Source organism: Humisphaera borealis (genome assembly GCF_015169395.1).
GTDB classification, from domain to species: Bacteria; Planctomycetota; Phycisphaerae; order Tepidisphaerales; family Tepidisphaeraceae; genus Humisphaera; species Humisphaera borealis.
The window spans coordinates 3,866,257-3,890,111 of sequence record NZ_CP063458.1 but is presented as its reverse complement, the minus strand read 5'-3'; the positions used below and the strand labels follow the sequence as shown (position 1 = coordinate 3,890,111).

The window sequence follows — 23,855 nt, the reverse complement described above, 5'->3', positions numbered from 1 at the left end:
TGGTAGCGGCTTGCCGAGTCCCTTCAAAGCCGGGAGACAATCAACGCCGGTCCCCGCTGGTCCCCTTGCGGATCGGGGTCGATTGTGTGCGCCTCCGTTCAAAGCCAGCACCCCCGACGCCTACCGACCTCGCCCAGACATCAAAAACGACGTTCAACGGGTTTCCAATGGCTTTGATTTGGGAAATTCGATGTTTCCGCGCTGTGTCTGTCCCACGTCAAGCTTGAGCCGAGGTGCCACGGTAGCCTCCTTGCGCGAGGCATCGGCCCGACGACCCAGATGTTCGTATTTTATTCGGTTCGCAGACTAGTGCAAGCTTTCTTTTCGCCCTATCCACGGCGGGGCCGAACGCACGGTCGTGTGGCAGCCGGGTTTGCCCTCGCAAGGGAATTTCAGGAGGCGATGGAACTCCAGACGATACCCCATACGTCCGAATAGTGGATAAGATTGTCCATTTATCCCCAGATCCGCGCCGGCGGGCATCGTGCCCTGGGCGGAAGTCCGGACGACTCTCCCTCTCAGGAGCACCTCCCATGGCCGCTACCGCTACGCCGACATCGCTCTTCCAACAGTTGGGCGGCACCCCCGCCGTCGAAGCTGCCGTTGACATCTTTTACCGCAAGGTGCTCTCCGACGACCGCATCAGCCGCTTCTTTGACGACGTCGACATGGACCGCCAGGCCGCCAAGCAGAAGGCGTTCCTCACGATGGTGTTCGGCGGGCCGGCGAGCTACACCGGCCGGGACATGCGGCAGGGCCATGCCGAGATGGTGAAGCGCGGGCTCAACGACGGCCATGTCGATGCGGTCATCGAACTGCTCGGCCAGACGCTGGCGGAGTTGGGCGTGCCGGCGGAGAAGATCGGCCAGGTCGCCGCGATCGCCGAAAGCGTGCGCGACGACGTCCTCAATCGCCCCACGGGAAGCCCGCGCGGCACGCCGTCCAAGCTCGCGGGCGGCAGTTGCGGCTCTTCGTGCGGGTGCGGTAACTGACGCCGCGTTCTTAAGCGAAAGGGGGCCCGTCGTGGCCGCTGTGACCTGCAATAGCCTCACCGTTTCACTGGCAGACAACGAAACGGCGCTGGAGGGTCTGCTCCGCGCGGGGGTGGACGTACCCAATTCCTGCCGGGGCGGCGCGTGCCAGAGTTGCCTGGTGCGCGCGGTCGAAGGCACTCCGCCGCCGGCCTCGCAAGCCGGCCTGAAAGACGCCCTCAAGGCGCAAGGCTTCTTCCTGGCGTGCATCTGTCGACCGACGGCCGACCTCAGCATCGCGCTGGCGAGCGACGCCGTTCCACGCGTGCCGGCGCGAGTTCGTTCCGTCGAACGATTAACGGCCGACGTCGCCCGGCTCACACTTCACTGCGACGCCCCGTTCGACTATCGCCCCGGCCAGTTCGCCAACGTCGTCCGGTCCGACGGCCTGTCCAGGCCCTACAGCATCGCGAGCTTGCACGGCGACGAACCCTACATCGAAATGCACGTCCGCAAGGTGCCCGGCGGGCAGATGAGCGGCTGGATCTACGACGACGCCGCCGACGGGCATGAACTCGAACTGCGTGGCCCGGTGGGCGAGTGTTTTTACACCCCCGGTAAACCTCACCAGCCGCTGCTTCTCGTCGGCACGGGAACGGGCCTGGCCCCGCTGTACGCGATCGCCCGAGACGCACTGCGGCAGGGGCACGCCGGGCCGATTCACCTTTACCACGGCGCGATCGACGAAGCCGGTTTGTACATGGTCCGCGAGATGCAGTCGCTGGCAGCCAATCACCAGAACCTGCACTACACCGCCTGTGTGAAGTCGCCGCGCGAACCTCTCGCCGCGCCATCGGCAGACCTGCGCATCGGCGAGCTGGAGCAGATCGTGCTGAGTGATCTCGGATCGGCCAGGGGATGGCGGTGCTTCCTCTGTGGAAACCCTCAGTTTGTGGCATCGCTGCGTAAGAAGCTCTTTCTTGCCGGCACGGCAATGAAAGAGATTCACTCTGACGCATTCCTGATGCGGCCGACGGCGTGACCCGGCTATTTCACAGTCCACGCCACCGTCGGTTCGCTCGTCGGTGTCTCGCCGTCCTGTAGTTTCCCCTCCAGAACACCGCTTCCGTCAACCGTTTCAAAACTGATCGTAAAACGAGACGGGTCGTTCGGATCGGTTTGTCCTGCGAACAGCTTTAGCGACGCGGTCGACTGATTCGCCTCGAAGGCCCGAGGCAGGGGGTCGAAGTCCATCCACGAAGTCATCGCGACGTCGGCATACGGGAACGGCCGAGGTCGCCAAAGGGATACTGCCAGGCCGAGTGGCACGTCCCAGCTTTGACGCTGGGCGGGTGGCACTCGACGAACAACCACGAGCCGGCGGACGCCGCCGGGCGTCGTTCGCTCGTGCAGATACAGCACCGGTCCCTGGGGGTTGGGGGACATCACCCCGGAAAGCCGTTCCATCTCGGCGAGTGGTTTCGGCGTTGTCGCCGACGAGAGGAAGGGCGGCGTGTTGCCGGCCCAGGAGGGGACTTCTTCACAAACCACGTCCGTTGGCGCCGCGGCGAAGTCGCGGCATTCGGCCATCCAGTACCAGAGCCTGGCCTGCAGCCAGAGCGACGGCCCGAAAAGCCATAGGCTCAGGGCTATCGCCAAGAGAAGGATGACCAGGGCAACCCGCCGAAACGATCGCCGATGGCGAAGGGCCGGCCTTGGGGCGTACTGAAGCTCGGTGGGCGACGAGGTCAAGGCCGCCATGCTACCCGCGCGCCGGTCGCAGCCTATACTTCCGCACATGTTCCGCCTGAGCCGTGAAGTCCGATTCGCCATCAACGCCCAGCCCGACGCCCAGCTGTCCGGGCGGCCGAGCAACGCCTACGGCGGCTTCCCGAGCCTGACGGGCCTGGGGCACTACTTCACACTGGAAGTCACCCTCAGTGGCGCGCTTGATGCCGCCAGCCAGTACGTCCGCAACATCAAAGACATCGACGACGCCGTCCGCCGTCTGGCGATCGGGCGGATCGAGCGGCATATCCGCGAGCGGACGTTCGGCGGAGGAGCGCAGGTCGTTGTCGAGCTTTTCGGCATCCTGCGTGATGCCTGGCCCGGCGCGACTCTGGAGCAATTGAAATGGGGACTGTCCCCTTTTCTCCATTACGCCGTCCGGGCAGAGGATTTCCAACCGGATCGACCGGAGCATTCCATGGTTCGTCTGAGCCAGAAGTTCGAGTTTTCCGCCTCGCACCGCCTGCATAATCCGTCGCTCAGCGACCAGGCCAACCGCGACACCTTCGGCAAGTGTAACAATCCCCATGGCCATGGGCACAACTACGAAGTGCAGGTGACGCTTGCTGGCGAGCCTGATGCCGGTGGCGTGCTGGTGGACGTTCCCGTGTTCGAGCGGATCGTTGCCGAGGCCGCGATCGATCGTTTCGACCACAAGAATCTCAACGTCGAGCTGCCCGAGTTCGAGGATGTCATCCCCAGCGTGGAGAACATCGCCCGGGCGATCTATCGATTGCTGAAGCCGCGGTTTTCGGATTCGCGCGGGAAGCTTGCGAGCGTGACGGTATGGGAAACGCCCAAGACGTCGTGTGAGTATTCAGAGTGACTCATGGTCGCTGAAGCGACCACGCCATCAAACGCGCGCCGCGCGGTCGAGCGTCACCGCGAGTTGCTGGAAGACGAGCGACACGTTGACGTTCGCGTCCAGGAACGTCTCGGCCCGTTGCAGCGCGTCGACGACTGCACAGGCCTGTTCGAGCGCGTCTTCGTTGATGGTGTCGCCGTCGGCGACCTGTGCCATCCGCCGGCGGCAGACTTCGCCGGCCAGGTGCAGGTACAAGCCGATGCCTTCGCGGCGGGCCTGGTCTTCGCTGCCGAGCGGATCACGCTCCACCTGCTTCTTGGCGTAGGCATCGGATGACGCCTTCAGCCACGCGGGGAGATCATCGGGCGGGCGACCGGTGAAGAGCGTGTTGATCATCGCCGACAGCTCGTCGGCCTTCTCGATCACGCCGTCTTCGATCCACTTCAGCGAGACGCCAAGCGAGCCGTTGGCGTAGCTGGCGGCTTTGCGGGCGAGATTGGCATCGACCCCCCGGCGGACCAGTTCCTTCGCAGAAATTGCCTGGTCGAGTGCCGCGAAACGCACCATCTGGCTGCGGCTGCGGATGGTCTGGAGCAGGGCATCGGGCTGGTCGGTCAGCAGCATGATCAGCGTGCGCCCGGCGGGCTCTTCGAGCGTCTTGAGCAACGAGTTCTGCGCCTGCGCCGTCATCAGATCGGCCTGCTCAACAACGAACACCTTGCCCCGCCCCATGACGGCCTTCCGCCCGGCGGGTTCGATCAGCTCCGGACGAACGACGTCGATCGACAGGCTGATGCCCTTGCTCTTGCCTGTCTTGTCGTGAAAGCGGATGAGTTCCTTGGTGACGACGTGGTAGTCGGGATGGTTGCCGGCGTCGATCAGGTGGCAGCTTTCGCAGTTGCCGCAGGCTTCGATTCCGGTGACGGCCTGGCACAGGAACAGCTTGCCCATCGCACGCGCGGTGGTTGCCTTACCCACGCCGGCCGGGCCGGCGAAGATGAGACCGTGCGGCAGCCGGTCGGCGGCGTAGCTGCGGGTGAGCCAGTGGATCGCTTCCGACTGGCCGAAGATGTGAGAGAAAGTGCTCATGGCTGAATCACGAATGACGAAAATCGAATGGCGAATGAAACTCGAATGCTCCGACAACCAATACGGCTAATCCTGCAAGTGATGGCGAAGCGACTGCCTGTTTTTCAATGGAGTATTGAGCCTTCACTCGTCATTCGAGTTTCTTCATTCGTCATTTCGATCGCACTCCCCGCCACACATCCTCATGCACAATGTCTTTCTCTCTCGCGCCATTGATGACGCGGTACCGTGATGGGTCGGCGTCCACCTGAGACAGGTAGTTTCGGCGGACCTGCTCGTGGTACTCCATCGGGCGACGTTCGATGCGGTCTTTGTCGACGATCTCGGGCACCTCGCCGAACAGCGTGACCGACAGCGCCTTGGGCTTGACCCGCCGCATGCTGGCGTCGGCGGGCATGTCGAGGATGACCGTTAGGTCCGGCCAGCGGTCTTTGATCGCAATCCCGGCGACGGCGCGGATCTCGGCCGCCGTCAACCCGTCGCCGCCGAGCTGATATGCCAGCGTGCTGCTGACGAAGCGGTCGGACAGCACGAGCTTGCCGGCGGCGAGGGCGGGGAGAATCGTCTGGTGCATCATCTGTGCCCGAGCCGCCATGTAGAGCAGCATTTCGCACCGCATGCCCATTTCGTTGTTCTGGGGGTCGAGCAGGATCTGGCGGATCATCTCGCCGATTCGGGTCGCGCCCGGGTCGCGCACCAGCAGGACGTCATCCTCCGGGAAGCCTTCGGTTGCAAGCCGGCTTCGCAGCAACGCCGCCTGGGTGCTTTTGCCGCACCCTTCGGTGCCGTCGAAGACGATGAACTTTCCGCGCAGTGACTCCATATCGTTCGGAGCCGAGTATAGCGATTCGGCAAGGCGTGGCACACGGCGGCGCGACGAACAAGTTGGCCCGGGTGCAACAAATTCCGAGCAGCCGAAAGAGAGAGCACCACCGAGGCACGGAGACACGGAGGGCAACTCGACTCCGGTAGCTGCGCCTGATTGACCAGAGATGTAGAACCACAGATGCACACAGATCTTCACAGATAGAAATCAAACGATTCGGAACGATCTGTGCAGATCTGTGTGCATCTGTGGTTCTACTTTTCGTTCGGCGAGTTGAGCTGTAGCCGAGATACCGTCCGCGTCTCCGTGCTGATGCTTTTGCCGCGCCAGCGTTCACAGCCGGCCCACATGCACTTCGGTCCAATACTCCATGAGGACATGGCCATCGACCTGGCACCGATCAAAAATCTCCCTGAGTGCAGCCAAGACATCGGTGCGTCTCAGGTCGCCGGCGGGAGGGGTGTAGGAGCTGCTGAGCAGTCGGCCTTCGAGGCCGGCGTAGTCAAACTTCTGCGATAAGGGGAACCGGGCGGTCCGCACCGATTGCGGTGCGTAGAAGTCGGCGATCTCGGTGTCGGTGATCGCGTCGTGCCGAACGCGGGCGTAGTCGGTGCCGAAGGTGTTGAGCAGGGCTTCGTATTGCTCGGCGAAGGGCGAGCCGGTGAGTTTGCGCGAGTTCCAGAAGAGCGACACCCCGCCGGGCGTGCCGGCTGGGCCAGGCCGGAGGATCCGCCGGCACTCGGCGGCGAACGCCTTGCGGTCGAACCAGTGGAACGCCTGGCCGGCGACGACGAGATCGACCGATGCGTCGGCGAGCGTGGTCGCCTCGGCCGAGCCGGCGACGCTGGTGAAGTTCCGTTCGCCGGCCAGCATCTGCTCGGCCGCGGATCGCATGGCGGCGTTGGGCTCGACCCCGATGACCTGATACCCGCCGCGAACGAACAGCGCCGATGAGATTCCCGTCCCCGACCCGATGTCGGCGACGGTCATGGCGTCGCGCAGAAAGCCTGTATCGCGTAAGAAGTCGAGGACGACCGGCGGATAGGTCGGGCGGTGTTTGACGTACGCGTCGACGCGGTCGCTGAAGCGGGACTTGGGGTCGGGCGCATCGGGCGTATCAGGCATGGGCTCGATCATAGCGGCGGAAACGGCCAATCCTGCCTCACTCCTCTTCCACGGTTCGATAGCAGAATACGGCGCGGTAAACGCCTTCCACCTGTTCGCGCGGAACGGTGCGGGCAGGGTAGCGGGCATTGCGCGGCTCGAGTCGGAGAGATTCGTGGCCGTCGTCGCCGCGGTGGGTGTAGACGCGCTTGAACGTGGTCTGCCCGTCGTCGAAGCGAACGAAACAGTCTGCGCCGTCTTTCCATGCCGCCGCGGGGGAGAAGATCACGATGTCTCCCTCGGTGTACTTGGGGCTCATGCTGTCGCCGGACACGCGGGCGGCAAAGGCGTCGGGGTCGTTCACGCCGGGCGCGGTGATGTAGGCGTCGGCGTTGCGTGGCGGATAGGACAGGTCGGTGAAGTCGCTCGGATAGCCGGCCGACACGCGATTAACCACCGGCACGGCGGGCGAAGAAACCGATGACGCCATCCCCGCGCCCGAAGCGACAGCCGTCCCCAGCGAAACGGATTCGATGTTGCTCGTCGAGCGGTCGGCCAGCTCTTGGAGCACGCCGCTGAGATAGGCGTCGTCCAGATTGAGCGGGCCGGATCGCGAGCCGGCGGCCGGCGACGCATCGGTCGCCCGGCCCGGCCCATTCTCGATGCCCGATCGCTGGCGGATGAGTTGCTGCAGGACCGCGCGCACGTCGCGTGGCGTGCGCTGCAGGTTGGCCTGGCTCACCAGTTCGTTAGCGGGAAAATTCAACGCCTGCTCGATCCGCCTGAGCTTTTCGTCACTCGGCGGATTCGTCACGCGGCCGGTCTCAATGAGTGACAGATACGCCTTGGAGATCCCGGCGGATCGTGCCAGCTCATCGAGCGTCATGACGACTCGAAGCCGGGCCCGGCGGATTCTGGTGCCCAGAGAATGTTTGGAAGTCGTCGCCATCGATCACAATTCTGAAACGCAAGAAAGGATCACCAAGCTCTTGCGAGGTCGCCGGGGAAAGCGTGCATGGGTTCTGATCCGTGCCGATCTGTGTGCATCTGTGGCTCCATATCCGTTCTTTGTCAGAGGGTTTCGCTCGGGCGGGCACCCCTGTCGGCATTCTTACATATACCTAACAAGGTGTTGTCGTGTCAACACAAACTTTTGTCTCCCTTGGCAAGCTGCGCAGTCTGTGCGCGCTACTGCCGAGAAGGCGCGCATCATCGACCGGCTCTGACGCCGAAGTGGGCAGAGTTGAAAGGGGCGAACAAACAGAATGTCGCCGCGGGGTTTTCCAGAATTCACTTCAAAACATCGGAATTCCCTGCGTTTTCGAAGGATCTCAGAAAGTCGCAGAGAAAATTTCCCGACGTGGCACAACCTTCGCAATAGGGCTAAGCGAGGCCGTCACGGTGGCGGCCGCGTGACACGCGAGTGTCGCGGTTCAATAGGAGCGCGGTTGGTTCCCACGGGCGGAGTCGCCCGACCGGCGGTCGGTCGGGCGACCCCTCACCCGAGGGTTGCTCCAGATACCAAACCAGCAATCAAGCAACACCGAAGAGCCTCAGGCAACGTCCACTACATTTGAATGAAACCCCACCGCAGAGTGGGATCTACAAGCCTCGTTTCCTCCTCCGCCAGGCCGCACGGTACTACCCTCCACCGTGCGGCCTTTTTCTTTTCACGAAAAACAGAGATCACCACGGAGGCACGGAGACACGGAGGGCAACTCGACCACGGCAGCTTCGCCTGATTGACCAGAGATGTAGAACCACAGATGCACACAGATCTGCACAGATGGCAGTCAAACGATTCTGAATGATCTGTGCAGATCTGTGTGCATCTGTGGTTCTACGCTCCGTTCGGCGAGTTGACCTGTAGTCGAGGTACCCTCCGTGTCTCCGTGACTCCGTGGTGATCTCTCTCTCTCTCACGCCTTCCCCAACCCGACAACCTGTGTGAAGTGATACAGAAAGATCCCCGCCGCGATCGACACGTTCAGGCTGTCGGTGCCGAGGTCCATGGGGATCGTCACCTTCCGGTCGCACGCCGCGATCTCTTCGCCGGTCAGGCCGTGCGCCTCGTTTCCGAATGCGATCGCAAACTTTCGCGGTCGGCGAGCCTCGGCGATGCGCTCGGCGGCGGGGTCAAGCACCGTGGCCGCGACTTCCACACCCCATTCCCGTTGCAGCCGGCCGATGTCGGCCACCAGATTCTGGGATCGCACGATGGGCATCTTGAAGATCGTCCCCATCGACACCCGCACCGACTGCCGCCAGAACGGGTCGTGGCAGCGCTCGCCCAGCACCATGGCGTCGGCCCCGAAGCCGGCCGACAGGCGGACGAGCGAGCCGAGGTTCTCGGCGTTGGCAATTTCGCCGCAGACGACCAGCAGCAGATTCGGTTTGTCCTTGGCAATGACCTGGTCCAGCGACATCGCAGGTTTCCGCCGGCCGCAAGCGATCACCCCGGTGTGAAAATCGAAACCGATGACCTGCTCCATCAGCGCCGGCGAAGCGGCGTAGAGCGGCACCTGGGCCGGCACGACATCGGCGATGCCCGCGACGCGCGGCTCGGCGACGAAGACGGACAGGGTCTGGTAATCGCTCGCAAGAAGCCGTCGCACGACATTTTCCCCTTCGGCGATGAAGAGCTGCCCCTCGCGGTCGAGAACCTTGTCCTTGAGCTTCCGATAATGCCGGACGCGCGGATCGTCGAGAGAATCGATGTGAATGGGCGATGATGGCATAAAGGCGATGGAAACACCGACAGATCGGCGCGATCGATGGACGCGGGTCGGCTCAAAATTACCGTCTGCCGTCCGTCTCGACTATGATGTGGGGATCGCTAAATCCAAGCCATTCATGCGTCATCGCATCCGCCACATCACCGAGTACACGTACGACGAGCAGGTACCGCTTTGTCATAACGTGGTGCATTTGCAGCCGCGCGACACCGATCGGCAGACCTGCCTGTCGACCTGCATCAACATCACGCCCGAGCCGGCGTCTCGGCGGGATCGGCTGGATTTCTACGGCAACCATGTCACATCGCTGACCTTGCAGGAGCCACACGACCACCTGCGCATCGAAAGCAAGAGCGAAGTGGACGTACGCCCGTTTCAACCGCCGGAGTTGTTCCGCTGGCCGGCTTGGGAAGAGGTGGCTCAGCAGATCCGCCGGCGACTGGAACCTGCGTTTCTGGACGCACGCCAGTACACCTTCGATTCGCCTCATATACCGCGGCACCCAGACCTGGCGGCGTTCGCGGCGACCAGCTTTACGCCCGGGCGATCCACCTGGGACGCGGTCGAAGAACTCAGCGAACGGATCCACAGCGGCTTCAAGTTCGATTCCACCGTGACGACCATCGGCACGCCTGTGCTTGATGTGCTCAAGCATCGCCATGGGGTCTGCCAGGACTTTGCCCACCTGATGATCGGCTCGATTCGGTCGCTCGGATTGGCGGCGCGTTACGTGAGTGGCTACCTGGTCACTCATCCGCCTCCGGGTAAGCCGCGGCTCGTCGGGGCCGACGCGTCTCATGCCTGGGTGTCGGTCTTCTTCCCCGACTACGGCTGGGTCGACTTCGATCCGACCAACGGCTGCATCCCGTCGTACGAACACATCACCGTCGGCTGGGCCCGCGACTACGAAGACATCAGCCCCGTCAAAGGCGTCATCGTCGGCGGGCAGGGCCATGCGCTGACGGTGGCGGTGGATGTGGAGCCGATTGCGGCGGAGTAATCGCGACGGAACTCACGATCGCGCAATGACGAATGACGAAATTCGAATGGCGAATGAAGCTCGAACTCCGAATGTTCAAATGACCGAAACCAATCTTGGTCATTTGCAATTGGAGCTTCATTCGCCATTCGAATTTCGTCATTCGTCATTTCATCCTCACTCTCCCCATTCCGGTTTCGGCTCGCGCGTCATCAGCCCCGTCAGTGCGTCGATCGCATCTCTTCCTTCGAACAGTACGGCGTGAACGCCTTCGGTAATCGGCATGTCCACGTTGTGCCGGCGGGCGAGCTGCATCACGCTGCGGGTCGTGGGCACGCCTTCGGCGACGCTGTCCATTGTTGCCAGGATTTGCTCGAGCTTCTGACCTTTGCCGATGCGCTCGCCGACGGTGCGGTTTCGGCTGTCGGGGCTGAAACAGGTGGTGATCAGGTCTCCCAGCCCGGCCAGGCCTGCGAAGGTGGCTGCCTTGGCGCCCATCGCCACGCCCAGCCGGGTGATCTCGACGATCCCGCGCGTTACCAGGGCCGCCTTGGCGTTGTTGCCGGCGGCGAGGCCTTCCAGGATGCCGGCGGCAATCGCGATGACGTTCTTCGTCGCGCCCGCCAGTTCGACGCCGGTGATGTCGTCGTTGGTATAGACGCGGAACCACTGCGTCGAGAAGACCGATTGCACGCGGCGGGCAAGGGCTTCGTCGTCCGCCCCGGCGACGGCAGTCGCCGGCAGATACTTGGCAATCTCGGCGGCGATGTTCGGGCCGGATAGTGCCGCCAGCGGATTGCGCGTCCACCCGCCAAGGGCATCGGCGATGATCTGCGTCGGCCGGAGCAGTGTGCCGTTCTCGATTCCCTTGGCCACCGTCACGACCGGCACACCAGCAGGCACATGCGGTTTAAGGCGAGCCCAAGCCGACCGCATGTACTGTGTCGGGATCGCCGAGAGAACCATCGTCGCCCCGGCGAAGGCGTCGGCGTCGTTGGCCGTCAGTCGGACCTCTTTGGGGATTCGGACACCCGGCAGAAGCTTGCGCTGTTCGCGATCCTGGAGGAGGCGTTCGATCGATTCTTCGAACGCGCCCCACATCGTAACGCCGTGCCCGCCGCTTTTGAGCAGGATCGAGCAGACGGTCGCCATGGCGCCGTCGCCGAGAATGGTGATTTGTTCAGGCATGCGTCGGAGGTTGTAGCCGCCGACCAGCCGATGGCAAGCGACGGATCGCAACCGGTTGGAGCCGAGCTCTACATCACGCGCGTTCGAACTCGGCCTTCACTCCGCGATACTTGCATTCCAGGCAGTCCGACATCTCCACCGGCTTGTCCCCCATTCGCAGAAACCATTTGACCGTCGCGGCGAGTTGACCCACGGGGTAGATCTTCCAGGAACCACATTTCGGGCAGCGAAGTTCTTCTTCGTCGGTGTCTTCGTCGAGGTCCGCCAGAATCTCCATCGCGCGGTCGGCGTCGTCCGCGGGGACGAGCAGCTTAAAACGCTTGCCGACACCCGCTTCGCCTTGACGCACGACGAGCTTGGGCGGGACCGAGCGAATTCGGGCTGATTCGAGCAACAGTGCTGCTTCCCGAAGCGCGCGGATGTTGTCGAAGCGGGCGACTTCCGCCAACTCGATCGGCACGCCGTCTGTTTCCGTCGCCGGGAGCGTCTGGGGTTGGTCATCGGCCGGCTCGACGTCGTCAGAGGTCGCGACGCGCAGAACTTCGCGGGCGCGGGATTCGTCCTCCTGGCGGACCTGCACTTCGACGGGGACGAGTGCGGCAAACTGGAGGCCCAGGCTCTGGACGTTTTCGTTGACGGCGACCGCATGAATGCCAGCCGCCTCCAGCACATTGACCCGCATCGCGGCTTCCTGCACGTTGGCGCACTTCTCGATCGTGACAAGATTGTCGCCGGCGTTTGCCGCCATGCCGGCAGACGCATACGAGAGCGTTGGGGGTGGTGACGGCTTGGACGCGTCTTTGCCCTCGGGTGTGGTCATGTCACGAGTATAGCCGCTTGCATGACAGGACGGCGTGGGCGTGGCGCAACCATAACTTCTGCGCAAGAGCTTAATTCTTCACTTCTGTCCAGAGCTTGCCTTCCACCTCGCGGAAGCCGGTGAAGCTCTTCTCCAGCCGATCGATCATGCCCTGGATTTCCTGCGGGCTGGCGCCGCCGGTCTTCAGGGCGTCGCGAAGTGCGGTTGCGGCGTCGTTCAGGTCGTTGGCACCTTCGGCGAACTGGCGCGCAGAGTCGTAGACGTTCAGGTTCGCGACTTCGTTGGCGGCGGGCTTGTAGAGCAGCCGCCAGGGGCTGCGGCGGATCTCGGCGCTGGCGGCCTGGAGGTTATCGCCGGTGGTCTTGAGACTCACGATGATGCCTTCCAACTTGCTCTCGTTCCGGCCGATGATCTGCTTCAGCGAGGCGGTCATCTCCGTGGTATTCGCGACCGTTTTCTTGACGTCTTCGAGTGCGGTTTGTGCGCTGGCGAGCGTGGTGTCGAGCTTCTCAAGCATCGCCGGCAGTTTCTCGTTGATCGAACCGCTCGCCTTGTTGAGGTTGGCCATCAGGCCTTTCCAATCGGTCGAGCTGGGGCCGATCATGTCGGTGATGCTCTGCATCATCGCGCCGGTTTTGTCGGTAACGCCGTTGTACTTCTCGACGATCGGCGGGATCTGCCCCTTCACATCGGTCACGAGCGCGGTCGCCGAATCGCCTGTGCCTTTAAAGCTGTCCAGGGCGGCGTTAGCCTTGGGGATGGTCATGCCGCGGATGTCGGCGGCGGCGAGACGGGCGTCTTTCATCGTCGCGGCGAGGTCCGGGCCGGCCTCTCCCAGGCTCGCAAACAGTGCCGACTTGGGGTCCGGTCGGCCGGGAATCATGTCGGACTCGGCGTATTCCTTACCGGCACCCAGGTGGTCGATGTTCAGCGCGGTAGCCCCGGTGAGCGTGGTCTGAATGCCGATTCGGGCGGCTTCTTTCAGCTTGAAGCGGGCCGGGACGGTGAATGTGACCTGCAGTCGCGGGTCGGCACCCTCCAGCCCCACTGCTTCGATGGTCTGGACCGAGCCGACCTTCCAGCCGCCCACCCGAACGTCGTCGCCGATGCGAAGTCCACCGAGGTCGTCGGAGAGCTTGAACGATACAGTGCGCGTGGACCTGCCTTCGGTGAATCGGCCGGCACCCTTGATCGAAACGATCACGACGGCGATCAGCACCGTTGACACCACGATGAACAGGCCTGCGCGAAGGGCGTTACGTTCTTTATTCATAGGTGTTGAGGAGTCAGGAGCGAGAAGCCAGTCGTCAAAAGCCAAAGACCATCACTGGCCGTCTGCGTTTCGACATCTGACTTCCAGGTCCGGGCTCCTTCCTCAAATATCGCTTCCCAGCAGATCGACCTCATAGGCTCCGCCGCGGCGGCGGTCGGTCAGGGGGCCTTCGGTCAGGCCGTGCACGAATTGCCTGACCAGGGGGTCCGTACTGTTGCGCATCTCGTCGGGCGTGCCGGAAACGATGAACTTGCCGCGGTCGAGCAGCACCATCCGGTCGGCGATGCGGAACGCCGAATCCATCTCGTGTGTCACGACGACACTGGTCACCCCGAGCTGCTTGTTCAGATCGATAATGAGCTGGTCGATCTCGGCGCTGGTCACAGGATCGAGTCCGGCGGATGGCTCGTCATAGAACAGCGCCCGAGGGTCGAGCGACAACGCCCGGGCCAGTCCGGCGCGCTTCTTCATGCCGCCGGACAGCATTGCGGGCATTTTGTCGGCGTGCTCGCGCAGGCCGACAAGCTCGAGCTTGATCTTGACCATGATCTCGATGGTCTCGTCGGGCAGGTCGGTGTGCTCTCGAAGCGGCAGGGCGACGTTGTCGGCAACGGTCATCGAGTTGAACAACGCCCCGCTCTGGAAAAGCACGCCGATCGATTTACGGTAGTCGTCCAGTTCGACAGGGGTCAGCGATCGCAGGCTCTTGGGCGGCTCCTGGCCGGGGGGATGGACGAGGATGTCTCCTTCGTCGGGCCGGATGTTTCCCATCATCAGACGCAGCAGCGTGGACTTGCCCGACCCCGAGCCGCCAAGAATGACCAGCGTTTCGCCACGCTCGACCTTCAGATCGATCCGGTCGAGGATCACCCGGCCGCTGAAGCGTTTGGTGACCGAGGCGACATGGATGGCGGTGTCTGACATCTTAAAGTGCTGCGTCGAAAGTACTGAGTGCTGAGTCGAGGACAGCCGGGGTTGAGTCTGTCACTCAGCGCTCGGCACGTTCAACTCAGCACTCTCTTCTCACCATCCGATGGCGTAGAAGACGGCGGTGAACATCAGGTCGACGATGATCAGCGCGACAATGGTCAGGACGACGGTTCGAGTCGTGGCGGCACCGACGCCTTGTGCGCCGCCGGTCACGCTAAGCCCCAGGTGACACGCCAGGCTGCTGATCAGCATTCCGAACACACCTGCCTTCACCAGGCCGGTCACGAAGTCTCGTATCTTGATAGCTTCGAAGGTGTACGTGATGTATTTGCGAGGTTCGATGCCGAGGAACGCCTGCCCGACGACCATTCCGCCGAGCACGCCGGTCAGATCGGCGACGACAGCGACGCAGACCATCATGATGGTGGTGCCGATGACGCGGGGCAGCACCAGGAAACGGACCGGGCTGATCGCCTGGGCTTCGAGTGCTTCGATTTCCTCCGAAACGACCATGCTGCCCAGCTCGGCGGCGATGCTGGCACCGGCGAAACCCGTCAGCACCACGGCGGCGACGAGCGGTCCGAGCTCGCGAAAGACGGCGATTGAAATGATATCGGCGGTTCGGTCGACGGCGCCGTAGCCTTTAAGGACCGGGGCCATCTGAAGGGCGAGAATAGCGCCGATGCAGAAGAGCACCAGCATGACGATCGGTACCGCCTTGACGCCGACGCGAACCATCTGGGCCCAGAGGTTCTGCCAGCCCAGGCGACGCCCGCGACCGGACACCAGACCACGGGGGGCCGAACGCATCGCATCGCCGAACAGGAACCCCACCTGACCGATGAACTCTAGCATGCCGACCGCGGCCGAGCCGACGGCGACGACTGGACGAAGCAGGGGGTGCGTTCCGACGGAAGAAGGGGGTGATGCGGCCCCGCGGGCCTCGTCTGCCTGAACCCTTCGGGCTTCGATTATGGTTTCATCCTTCATCCGTCAGCCCTGGTCGTTACCCCTCTACTTCGTCAACGCTTCGGCCTCGTCCTTACAAATGACAAAGATGCTGCCCAGTCTCGCGATTTCCAGAAGGCTTTTGACGCGGGGCTGCAGGTCGGTGAGAAGCACGCGCCCGCCGGACTTGCGAACCTTCTGCAACGATTCGACCAGGACGGCGATCGCGCTGCTGTCCATGTAGGGGACCTGTCCGAGATTCAGAATCAGTCGCTTGGGGGACTGCTTGTTGAGCAGATCAAGGACTTCGGTGCGGAGTTCGGGGCTGTTGTGAAGATCGATCTCGCCGCGAACGCTAAGCACCAGCGCATCGCCCTCCACGCGTGCGGACGGGACCATTTCAGTGCTGGTACGCAACTCACTCATTCGAATCTCCGTGCGGGGCCGTTCGTCGACCAACCCCCATCTTGTTGCATCGTCTGCGTTCCCAAGCCGATTCTACTCGCCTGACGGCATCGACTCACTCTTTGCCGACTCACCTTTTGCTCGTCGCTTGGTCATGGTCAGTAGCATTCCATCGGGCTGGGGGCTGTATTCGACGCTGTCCATCATCTGCTTCAGGCAAACCAGCCCGAGGCCGCCCGGCTCGCCCGGGACATAACCGCGAACAGGGACATCCTCCGGGCTGATACCGTTGCCCCAATCCCGCATCCGCAGTCGAAGGACAATCCCGTGATGGGGCTCACTAACGGGCTCGGCTTCCAGTTCGATCGGACGACCCGTCTGATTACCGTAGGCGTGCCGGATGACGTTCGCCATCGCCTCATTGACAACCAACCCGATTTCCGCGACGGCCGCTTCGTCGAAGCCGGCGGCACCGGCGTACGACTCGACGGCACGGCGGACCTCGGCGAGGTTAGCGGTGTCACTGCTGACACGCAAATGAAGCTGGTCCGGCGGCACTGCCGGCTTCGGATCTTGAACTTGTCGACTGCCCATCGACTCCTCCGGCACTAACGTTGCATGCGCGCCAACCTACCTGGGTTGGGTCGTCGGTGCGATCGAGGCTTTCCATCGATCGATCGCCTGGGCGCGCTCCTGTTCCGAGCCATAGTAATTGTAGCCCATCGTTTTACCCGTGATGCGCCGCAGGGCCTCGATCGCGTAGAACCGCTCGGCCGGGTCGTCGCTGGAAAGCAATTCCACCAGCTTGGGAACCGACGCTTGATCCTTCCGCTGAGCGGCCCCCTTGATCGCCGGGATTCGACCGGCCGGGTCGTCGCTGGTCAGCGAGACGGTCGGACCGGAGCCGGGCCCGCAGCCGGTCGTCAGAAGTGCGATGGTCGCGGTCATCGCGTATGCCGCATGACGAGCGATGCGTGCTTTGCGCTGAGGAAACATCAAATAGCCCTTACGCGACTCGATCGCCGGCCGCGGAAATCACCCGTCAGGCCGTCCGACGTATCGTCGCCGATTGGCCTGCTTCTGCAAGATATCGCGCTTCCTGCACTTTTTGTTGTCGTCGGACGGGTTCACTATCCCCCGAGCCGCACTACAATCCCGTGCAACCAAGCTGAAAGGAAGTTTCCCTATGTCCATCAAAGCGCTGATCGCGTCCGGTACAAAGCTGTGGCTCGATTCCATTGACCCCACACTCGTGGCCGAAAACCGAGGCTGGGGTGCCACCGGAGCGACCTCCAATCCGATCATCGTCTCTGATCTGCTCAAGACAGGTCGCTGGGATGAAGAGATTCAGGAGCTGATCGACGAAGGCAAATCGGATACCGACATTGCCTGGGAGATGACCGACCATCTCGTCCACGATGCCCAGGAGGTCTTCTATCCCGTCTATCAGCAGACCAACGGCAACAACGGCTACGTGAGCTTCGAACTCGATCCGCTGCTGGAAGATGTCAACAACCCCGTTCCGACCGCCGAAGCAATTCGACGTTACATCGAGCTCGGCAAGAAGTGGGCGGCGGGGCATGAGAATCGCATGATCAAGGTTCCGGCGACGGAAGCCGGTCTCGGTTGCCTCGAAGAGCTTGCGGCGGCGGGAATCACACTCAACGTCACGCTGATTTTCTCCGAGCGGCAGTACAAGATCGCCCGCGACAACGTCTGGCGCGGCGCTCAACGTCGCAAAGAGGGGCTGAGCAAGTTCAAGAGCGTGTACAGCATTTTCGTCAGCCGTGTGGACGTCTACACCGAGAAGTACGTCCCCGAGCTCTCCCCCGCTGCACAGGGACAGGTCGGCATCCTGAACGTCAAACGGCTCTGGGCGCTGAACCAGGCATTCTGGGCGGACAAGAAGCTCCCGCTTCAGCAGGAGATCATCTTCGCCAGCACTGGCACCAAGAAGCCCGAAGATCCGAAAGACAAGTACGTCGCCGCGCTGGCCGGGAGTGACATTCAGACCAACCCGCCGGCGACGAACGACGCGATCCGCCAGATGAACAAGCTGTTCACCCGTCAGGTCGATAAGCTTCCTTCGCAGGAGATTCAGGACGAGATCGATGCGAAGGTGAACATCGCCAAAATGGAAGCCAAGCTGATGGAAGAAGGCACATCGAAGTTCGCCGAGCCACAGGTGGCGTTGCTGAAGCTGATCAAGCTGAAGCGGGAGTTGCTGAGTTCCGCGAAGTAGTCGGGCCGAAGCGTATCGACGCCAAGTGTCCGGGATCAAGAAAAAGACAAAGCCCCGTGTTCGAAGCGAAGTCGCTCGAACACGGGGCTTTTTGTTTTCAATCAACTGCGGCGTGCGCTCAGGCCAGCGCGTCAACGGCGACCTGACGGATGACCGGGTCTTCGTCGAAGTTGTCGGCGACAACGCGGAGCATGGTGGTCGCTTCGGGACCGCCGAGCTTCACCAGGGCCATGACGGCCGCGCGACGGACGAAGGACAGATAGAATCCCTCGGCGTTGCGGACGACTTCAACCAGCGGCGCGACGGCGCGGGCATCGCCGATCGCGGCCAGGGCGCGAATCGATTCGGCCGACGCTTCGGCCATCTCATCACGGATTCCGGCGATCAGTGCTGGGACAGCCTTCGTGTCACCGAGCTTACCGAGGCTCGTCGCCGCAGCGGCGCGGACGACCGGGTGGTAGTAGCCGTCGGCGTTGGCGATGACATCGGACAGTGGCTTGACCGCGGAGTGATCACCCGTTGCCCCGAGCGCGGCGGCTGCCTCGCTGGCGACGTCGGCCGATGTATCGCGGAGTGAATTGACCAGGGCGGCAGTGGGAGTGGTGTTTGCCATGACTGAATCGGCGGATTGCTCCGCCGGCATCTTCTCGACCGCGTCGGCTGGTGCCGTCATGGTAACGGCTGAGACCGCCGGGTTCGAGTCCGTCGTCGGGGAGACTTCGGTTTTCGTCGCCTTGGACGAAACTTCCGGTGTCGCCTTTGCCACAACAACCGATTCCGGCTTGCCCGCCGTCACCGTCTGGCTGGTGACGCTCGGCTTGGTCGCGGGCGCTTCGATGGTCGCGGAACGGGGGGCGGCAGTGTGACGCTTGGGGGTGCTCTTCTTCTTCATGAAACTCGTATCCTTCCGTGGACAGTAAAACAAATCTTCCCTCCGGATCGGTGAACCCGGCACATGGGAACACTGATTATCGCCCGTTCACCCTCGGCGCGTGCATTGGATTGTCCGGATTGTTGAGGAAACTTCGCAGGAAAACATGCGGCGTGGATTCTGAGTCGCTGGAACAGCTTCCCAGCCCTCAAGTCGCGACGGTTACCGAGACATTATTGATGGACTATTGCCATGTCGGCCGCCGGGGCGAGTTGACGTCCGCAGACGTTGGCGGCGTAGTAGAGGGATGCGACCACTTGCAGCCCTGTTTTTCCTCCTGATCCTTCCGCACACCTGCCTTGCCGCCGACGTCGTTGTCTATGGTGCCACCCCCGGCGGATTCTGCGCGGCGATCGCCGCGGCGCGCGAAGGTGCCTCGGTCATCCTCCTGGAGCCGACCGATCATGTCGGCGGGGTTAACACCGGCGGACTCTGTTTCAGCGACTCCAACCAGACCGTGCGCAGTACGGTTCTGGGCCTTTTCGAAGAATGGCATTCGCGTATCGAGAAGGACTACCAGGCGCGGGGGATCGCACTCGACTACAAGGTCTCGCAGAAAGATCAGGCCAAATGGACCTACGAGCCTCACGTCGCCGCGAAGATCACCAATGCAATGCTGGAAGAAGCGGGGGTGCGTGTCGTAAAGAAGCAGGTGCTCCGTAACGTGAAGAAGGAAGGCACGCGCATCACGGAACTGGTCGCCGGCGACACCACCTACGCGGCAAAGGTTTTCATCGACGCGACCTACGAAGGCGACCTGATGGCCGCAGCGGGTGTGAGCTGGACGATCGGTCGAGAAGGCACGAAGGAGTTCGGCGAGTCCTTGGCCGGAAAGCGGTATCCCAAAGCGCCCATGGCGATCTCCGGGCTCGACGACGCCGGCAAGCCGCTGCCGCTGATTACAACGATCGATGCCGGAGCCACGGACGAGGGCGACAAGAACGTCATGGTCTATAGCTTCAGGTTGTGCCTCACCCGGGATCCGCTCAACCGCGTTCCGTTCCCCAAGCCCGACGCTTACAACCCGGCACGATTCGAGGTCGTTCGGCGATACTTCCGGCAGGAAAAGCGCCCCATCATCCTGTGGGATCTCTATCCGCTGCCCGGCGGAAAGCTTGACGCCAACAACGGCATCGGCAAGCAGTTTTCCATGGGCTTGGTCGGTGCCGCCAACGGTTGGAGCGAAGCCGACGAAGCCGGGCGAGCGAAGATTTGGGAAGCCCATAAGCAGTACACCCTCGAGCTGTATCAGTTCCTGACCACCGACCCCGCGGTCCCCGAGAACCTGCGCAAGCAACTGGCGGAACTCGGCCTGTGCCGCGACGAGTTCGCCGAATATGGACACTGGTCGCCACAGCTCTACGTTCGCGAAGGACGCCGCATGAAGGGGGTGTATGTCATCAGCCAGAAGGACATTCTGGAGGATCCGAAGAAGGAAGACCCGATCGTCGTGTCGTCGTTCCCGATTGATTCCCACGACTGTCAGCGCGTTGGTACGAAAGACCGAGTGGTGAACGAAGGCACGATCATGCCAGTGCGAATGGCCGGCCGTGGCCATGGTTACCCGTACCAGGTTCCGTACCGCGCCATCCTGCCCAAGCCGCAGGAGTGCCAGAACCTGCTCGTGCCGGTGGCGTTGTCGTGTACGCACGTGGGCATCTCTTCGATTCGTGTCGAGCCGACCTGGATGATTCTGGGGCAAAGCGCCGGAATCGCCGCGGCGATGTGCGCGAAGCAGGATGTCCCGGTACAGCAGTTGCCCTACCCGGCTTTGCGCGAGCGGCTCCTGGCACAGAAGCAGGTGCTGGACCTGCCGGTCCTGCCGGCGAGCCCCGAGGCACCCCGCGGCGATCGAGCCCTCGACCCCAAGTCCTTCCCCGGAATCGTGCTCGACGATGAAGTGGCGGAGTTGAAAGGATCGTGGGGCCGATCGAGCAGCTTCAAGCCGCACGTCGGCGTCGGATACCGGCACGACGACCGCCGGGCCGACGGCCAGTCGATCGCCACGTTCCGGTTTAAAGCGCCGAAGGCGGGGCGGTACGAGGTTCGAATGGCCTACTCGCCGCACGCCACCCGCGCCACGAAGGTTCCCCTGGTCGTGCAAAGCGGCGGACGAAGGTTCGAGATCGCGGTTGATCAGACCCAGTCAATGCCCGCCGGCGAGGCATTCCGCAAGGTCGGAACGGTCGAACTCGGAGCCGACGACGAGACGGTCGTAACCGTGACCAACGCCGGCACGGACGGATTCGTGATTCTCGACGCGTTGCAGTTCATCGAGTTGCCGCAGTGAGAACGAGAACGACGAGACTGGTAACGGCGGACGAACGCCTCGCGAGTTGAAGCCGGCAGGACGGCCGAAGAGCAGCTCAGTACATGACGAGAAAGCCCACGGACGGATGTCCGTGGGCTTTTCGATGGTGAAACGTCCGCGTGCGATTCCCGATCTGCGGGTCGGTTAACGGAACTTGAAGTTCGCGATGTCCTGCCAGGTGACGAACACAAAGATGCTCAGCAGCAACACCAGCCCGACATACTGAGCGATCATCTGCGTTCGCGGCGAGGCGGGCTTGCCCTTGATCTTCTCCAGCAGCAGGAAGGTGAACAGGCCGCCGTCGACAATCGGGATCGGCAGGAAGTTCACGACCGCCAGGTTGGCCGAGATCATCGAAAGGAACCAGATGAGCCAGTCCGGGCCCTTGGAGGCGATGTTGGTTCCGGTCTGGAAGATACCGACCGGCCCCATCAGGTTCGTGGCGCTGACGTCGCCGGTGACCATGCGCTGGAGCGTCACGTAGAACTGCAGGATAAAGTCACGCGTTTCGATAACGCCCCACTGGGTTGCCTGCACAAGCCCGCTGGCCAGACGCTTTTCCTTGGTCGGGCTCAGTGCGAGCCCGGAATCGTAGCGGACATTGCGGACCGCGAGGATGTCGGTGGCTGAGAGCTTGAGTTCAGCTTTCTTCGTTTCCCCGCCGTCGGTGGCGTAGGTGAGTTCAACGGTGGCGGCAGTGGCGTCGGCGGGAAGGGCTTTGCGGATTGTGGTGTGCACGTCGCGCCAGTTGGCTACCGCGGTGCCATTGACGGCCTTGATCGTCGATTTGGGTGTCAGCCCGGCAGCGGCAGCGGGCGATCCCGCAACAGCCTCGGCTACTACGGCGGCCGAATCGTCCACCGCCATTCCAATCCCCACGCCGTAGATACCCCGGCGGATTTCGATCGGCTTGGTCGGCTCCAGTTCGACCAGTTTCCCGTCGCGGAGAACCGTGAGCCGGATTTTCTTGTCAGCCTTGGCCTGGTCGTTGACGAACTTGCTCAGGCTGCTGAAGGTGGGCAGTGATTTTCCGTCAACCGTCTGCCCGTCGCGCACTTCGAGCAGGATGTCGCCACTCTGTGCTTTTTCGAACACCGGCGAATCGGGAATGACGGAGGTCACCTGGTGGCGCGGCACCATGCCCAGCAGATCCCACTGGTTTGATCCGAACGGCGGAACGAACATGGGATTGAACGACTCCTGCCGCTTTTTACCGTCCTTGTCGGTGACTTCGATGGTCACCGTCTGGCCGGTCTGCAGGTGGGCGTCGAGGACCGCGTAGTCGCCTTTGCCGACGGCGGTGCCGTTGACGGCGGTGATCTTGTCGCCGGGCTTGAGCAGTCGCGAGTTCCAGAAGATGTGTTTGGCTTCGTCCTTGATCTCCTTGAGCCGCTGACCTTCCTCGACCGAAAGTGTGGCCAGGTCGAGATACGGCCCGACGCCGAGCCCCACCAGCTTGATGCCGCCGAGGTCGGCCTTGGCGGGGATGATGTCGAGATTCAGTTCCTGTCGGCTGTTGTCCTTCATCAGCCGGCTGACCTTGATGGGAATATCCTGGTTGCTGGCCGACAGGGCGGCGTTGAGTTGGAGCTTGGTCTGGTCGTTGTGCAGATCGCGACCGTCGAGCTGAATGATGTCGTCGCCCACCCGCACACCGGCGAGTTGTGCCGGAGAGTTCGGCAGGACCGAGCCGACCTTCGTCGGCGCGACATTGAACCCGAAGCTGAACAGGATCATGAACCCGATCGCCGCGAGGATGACGTTCATCACCACGCCGGCCGAAACGATCACCATTCGCTTGCCGATGGACTGGCGGTTGTACGCCTTGGGGTCGTCGGCCTCGGAATTGGGGCGCAGGTCGTCCTGGCCGAGCATTTTCACGTAGCCGCCGAGGGGGAGCCAGTTGAGGCGGTACTCGGTTTCACCCAGGCCAAGGGCCTCGCCACCTTCCCGCATCTGCAGGTCGGAGATGATTTCAGTGGGCTCGCCCTTGTCGGGATACTCTTTGCCGAGGTGCCGGTAGACGGACTTTTTGTACTCGCGCTGGCTGCTGCCGAGTCGGAAGCCCATGCCCTTGCGCCACGACACCACCGCGTGGGCGAAGCCGACGGCAAACTGTTCGACGCGCACGCCGGCCCACTTGGCGGCCAGGAAGTGGCCCAGCTCGTGCCAGAAGACCACGAAGCCGAAACCAAACGCCAGCAGCGCGAGGTATCCGGCATTTTCGAGATATGGCGACAGCGCCAGGATTCCGGCGGATTGAAGCATGGAAGGTTCTCTGCGAGGTTGATGACGACAATACGTTACAACGCGGCCACATCAAAAACGGGCGAATGGCCAAAGGCGAAGACCAATACGGCGACACGGAGGGCAACGGGTGACGCAGCAACGACCGCCGATCCGATCTTCAGTTTGAAATTTCAAACCTTCAATCTCGGATCGTAGAGGAACGTTTTGGCTTTCGGGGGAGACTCACAGGTAGAGTTGCCCTCCGTGCCTCCGCTCCTCCG

21 protein-coding genes and 1 pseudogene are annotated in these 23,855 nt (G+C 62.5%); 6 read left to right on the top strand and 16 right to left on the bottom strand.

The genetic code is table 11. The annotated features are described in order from the left end of the window. Window positions 1-533: 533 nt before the first annotated feature. Window positions 534-914, top strand: a pseudogene (locus IPV69_RS14505) (group I truncated hemoglobin); the annotation flags it as partial. A gap of 109 nt (window positions 915-1,023) precedes the next feature. Next, window positions 1,024-2,013: a 2Fe-2S iron-sulfur cluster-binding protein gene (locus tag IPV69_RS14500; protein ID WP_206290402.1), complete on the top strand. Its 990-nt coding sequence runs from the start codon at window positions 1,024-1,026 to the stop codon at window positions 2,011-2,013. Window positions 2,014-2,018: 5 nt separating this feature from the next. On the opposite strand, the gene IPV69_RS14495 is transcribed toward IPV69_RS14500, so the two are convergent. Further along, complete coding sequence (locus IPV69_RS14495; protein ID WP_206290401.1) at window positions 2,019-2,732, bottom strand: hypothetical protein; 714 nt, start codon at window positions 2,730-2,732, stop codon at window positions 2,019-2,021. Between the two features lie 37 nt (window positions 2,733-2,769). Between IPV69_RS14495 and IPV69_RS14490 the strand changes: the two genes are divergently transcribed. Continuing rightward, entirely contained in the window at window positions 2,770-3,585 is an 816-nt protein-coding gene (locus IPV69_RS14490) for a 6-pyruvoyl trahydropterin synthase family protein (RefSeq protein WP_206290400.1), read from the top strand. A gap of 27 nt (window positions 3,586-3,612) precedes the next feature. Here the strand turns inward: IPV69_RS14490 and IPV69_RS14485 are convergent, their stop codons facing one another. From IPV69_RS14485 to IPV69_RS14465, 5 genes are all read right to left on the bottom strand, one after another. Further along, complete coding sequence (locus tag IPV69_RS14485) at window positions 3,613-4,653, bottom strand: DNA polymerase III subunit (RefSeq protein ID WP_206290399.1); 1,041 nt, start codon at window positions 4,651-4,653, stop codon at window positions 3,613-3,615. A gap of 151 nt (window positions 4,654-4,804) precedes the next feature. Next, complete coding sequence (gene tmk, locus IPV69_RS14480) at window positions 4,805-5,476, bottom strand: dTMP kinase (protein ID WP_206290398.1); 672 nt, start codon at window positions 5,474-5,476, stop codon at window positions 4,805-4,807. 336 nt (window positions 5,477-5,812) lie between these two features. Further along, window positions 5,813-6,604 carry a class I SAM-dependent methyltransferase gene (locus IPV69_RS14475; protein ID WP_206290397.1) on the bottom strand — a complete coding sequence of 264 codons (792 nt, stop codon included), beginning with the start codon at window positions 6,602-6,604 and terminating at the stop codon, window positions 5,813-5,815. A gap of 37 nt (window positions 6,605-6,641) precedes the next feature. Beyond that, window positions 6,642-7,532, bottom strand: coding sequence for an XRE family transcriptional regulator (locus IPV69_RS14470; protein ID WP_261361970.1), 891 nt, complete (start codon window positions 7,530-7,532; stop codon window positions 6,642-6,644). A gap of 970 nt (window positions 7,533-8,502) precedes the next feature. Continuing rightward, a complete protein-coding gene (locus IPV69_RS14465; protein ID WP_206290395.1) occupies window positions 8,503-9,321 on the bottom strand; it encodes a TrmH family RNA methyltransferase in 819 nt (272 codons plus the stop codon). Window positions 9,322-9,436: 115 nt separating this feature from the next. Here IPV69_RS14465 and IPV69_RS14460 point away from each other — a divergent pair, with 115 nt between their 5' ends. Beyond that, window positions 9,437-10,318: a transglutaminase family protein gene (locus IPV69_RS14460; protein WP_206290394.1), complete on the top strand. Its 882-nt coding sequence runs from the start codon at window positions 9,437-9,439 to the stop codon at window positions 10,316-10,318. 156 nt (window positions 10,319-10,474) lie between these two features. Here IPV69_RS14460 and IPV69_RS14455 read toward each other — a convergent pair whose 3' ends face one another. From IPV69_RS14455 to IPV69_RS14420, 8 genes are all read right to left on the bottom strand, one after another. Further along, window positions 10,475-11,485, bottom strand: coding sequence for an NAD(P)H-dependent glycerol-3-phosphate dehydrogenase (locus IPV69_RS14455; protein WP_206290393.1), 1,011 nt, complete (start codon window positions 11,483-11,485; stop codon window positions 10,475-10,477). Between the two features lie 73 nt (window positions 11,486-11,558). Further along, entirely contained in the window at window positions 11,559-12,305 is a 747-nt protein-coding gene (locus tag IPV69_RS14450; RefSeq protein ID WP_206290392.1) for a putative signal transducing protein, read from the bottom strand. A 70-nt stretch (window positions 12,306-12,375) separates the two neighbouring features. Continuing rightward, a complete protein-coding gene (locus IPV69_RS14445) occupies window positions 12,376-13,578 on the bottom strand; it encodes an MlaD family protein (RefSeq protein ID WP_206290391.1) in 1,203 nt (400 codons plus the stop codon). Window positions 13,579-13,680: 102 nt separating this feature from the next. After that, window positions 13,681-14,502, bottom strand: coding sequence for an ABC transporter ATP-binding protein (locus IPV69_RS14440; RefSeq protein WP_206290390.1), 822 nt, complete (start codon window positions 14,500-14,502; stop codon window positions 13,681-13,683). 99 nt (window positions 14,503-14,601) lie between these two features. After that, a complete protein-coding gene (locus IPV69_RS14435; RefSeq protein ID WP_206290389.1) occupies window positions 14,602-15,363 on the bottom strand; it encodes an MlaE family ABC transporter permease in 762 nt (253 codons plus the stop codon). Between the two features lie 159 nt (window positions 15,364-15,522). Then, window positions 15,523-15,882 carry an STAS domain-containing protein gene (locus tag IPV69_RS14430; protein ID WP_206290388.1) on the bottom strand — a complete coding sequence of 120 codons (360 nt, stop codon included), beginning with the start codon at window positions 15,880-15,882 and terminating at the stop codon, window positions 15,523-15,525. A gap of 72 nt (window positions 15,883-15,954) precedes the next feature. Beyond that, complete coding sequence (locus IPV69_RS14425) at window positions 15,955-16,455, bottom strand: ATP-binding protein (RefSeq protein WP_206290387.1); 501 nt, start codon at window positions 16,453-16,455, stop codon at window positions 15,955-15,957. 36 nt (window positions 16,456-16,491) lie between these two features. Further along, complete coding sequence (locus IPV69_RS14420) at window positions 16,492-16,809, bottom strand: HEAT repeat domain-containing protein (RefSeq protein WP_206290386.1); 318 nt, start codon at window positions 16,807-16,809, stop codon at window positions 16,492-16,494. Between the two features lie 238 nt (window positions 16,810-17,047). On the opposite strand from IPV69_RS14420, the gene IPV69_RS14415 reads away from it, so the two are divergent. After that, entirely contained in the window at window positions 17,048-18,103 is a 1,056-nt protein-coding gene (locus IPV69_RS14415; RefSeq protein ID WP_206290385.1) for a transaldolase family protein, read from the top strand. Window positions 18,104-18,221: 118 nt separating this feature from the next. Here IPV69_RS14415 and IPV69_RS14410 read toward each other — a convergent pair whose 3' ends face one another. Next, entirely contained in the window at window positions 18,222-18,995 is a 774-nt protein-coding gene (locus IPV69_RS14410) for a HEAT repeat domain-containing protein (RefSeq protein WP_206290384.1), read from the bottom strand. 286 nt (window positions 18,996-19,281) lie between these two features. On the opposite strand from IPV69_RS14410, the gene IPV69_RS14405 reads away from it, so the two are divergent. Further along, window positions 19,282-21,324: an FAD-dependent oxidoreductase gene (locus tag IPV69_RS14405; protein ID WP_206290383.1), complete on the top strand. Its 2,043-nt coding sequence runs from the start codon at window positions 19,282-19,284 to the stop codon at window positions 21,322-21,324. Between the two features lie 165 nt (window positions 21,325-21,489). On the opposite strand, the gene IPV69_RS14400 is transcribed toward IPV69_RS14405, so the two are convergent. Continuing rightward, on the bottom strand, window positions 21,490-23,613 hold the full coding sequence (locus tag IPV69_RS14400; RefSeq protein ID WP_206290382.1) for a site-2 protease family protein: 2,124 nt from the start codon (window positions 23,611-23,613) through the stop codon (window positions 21,490-21,492). Window positions 23,614-23,855 lie beyond the last annotated feature (242 nt).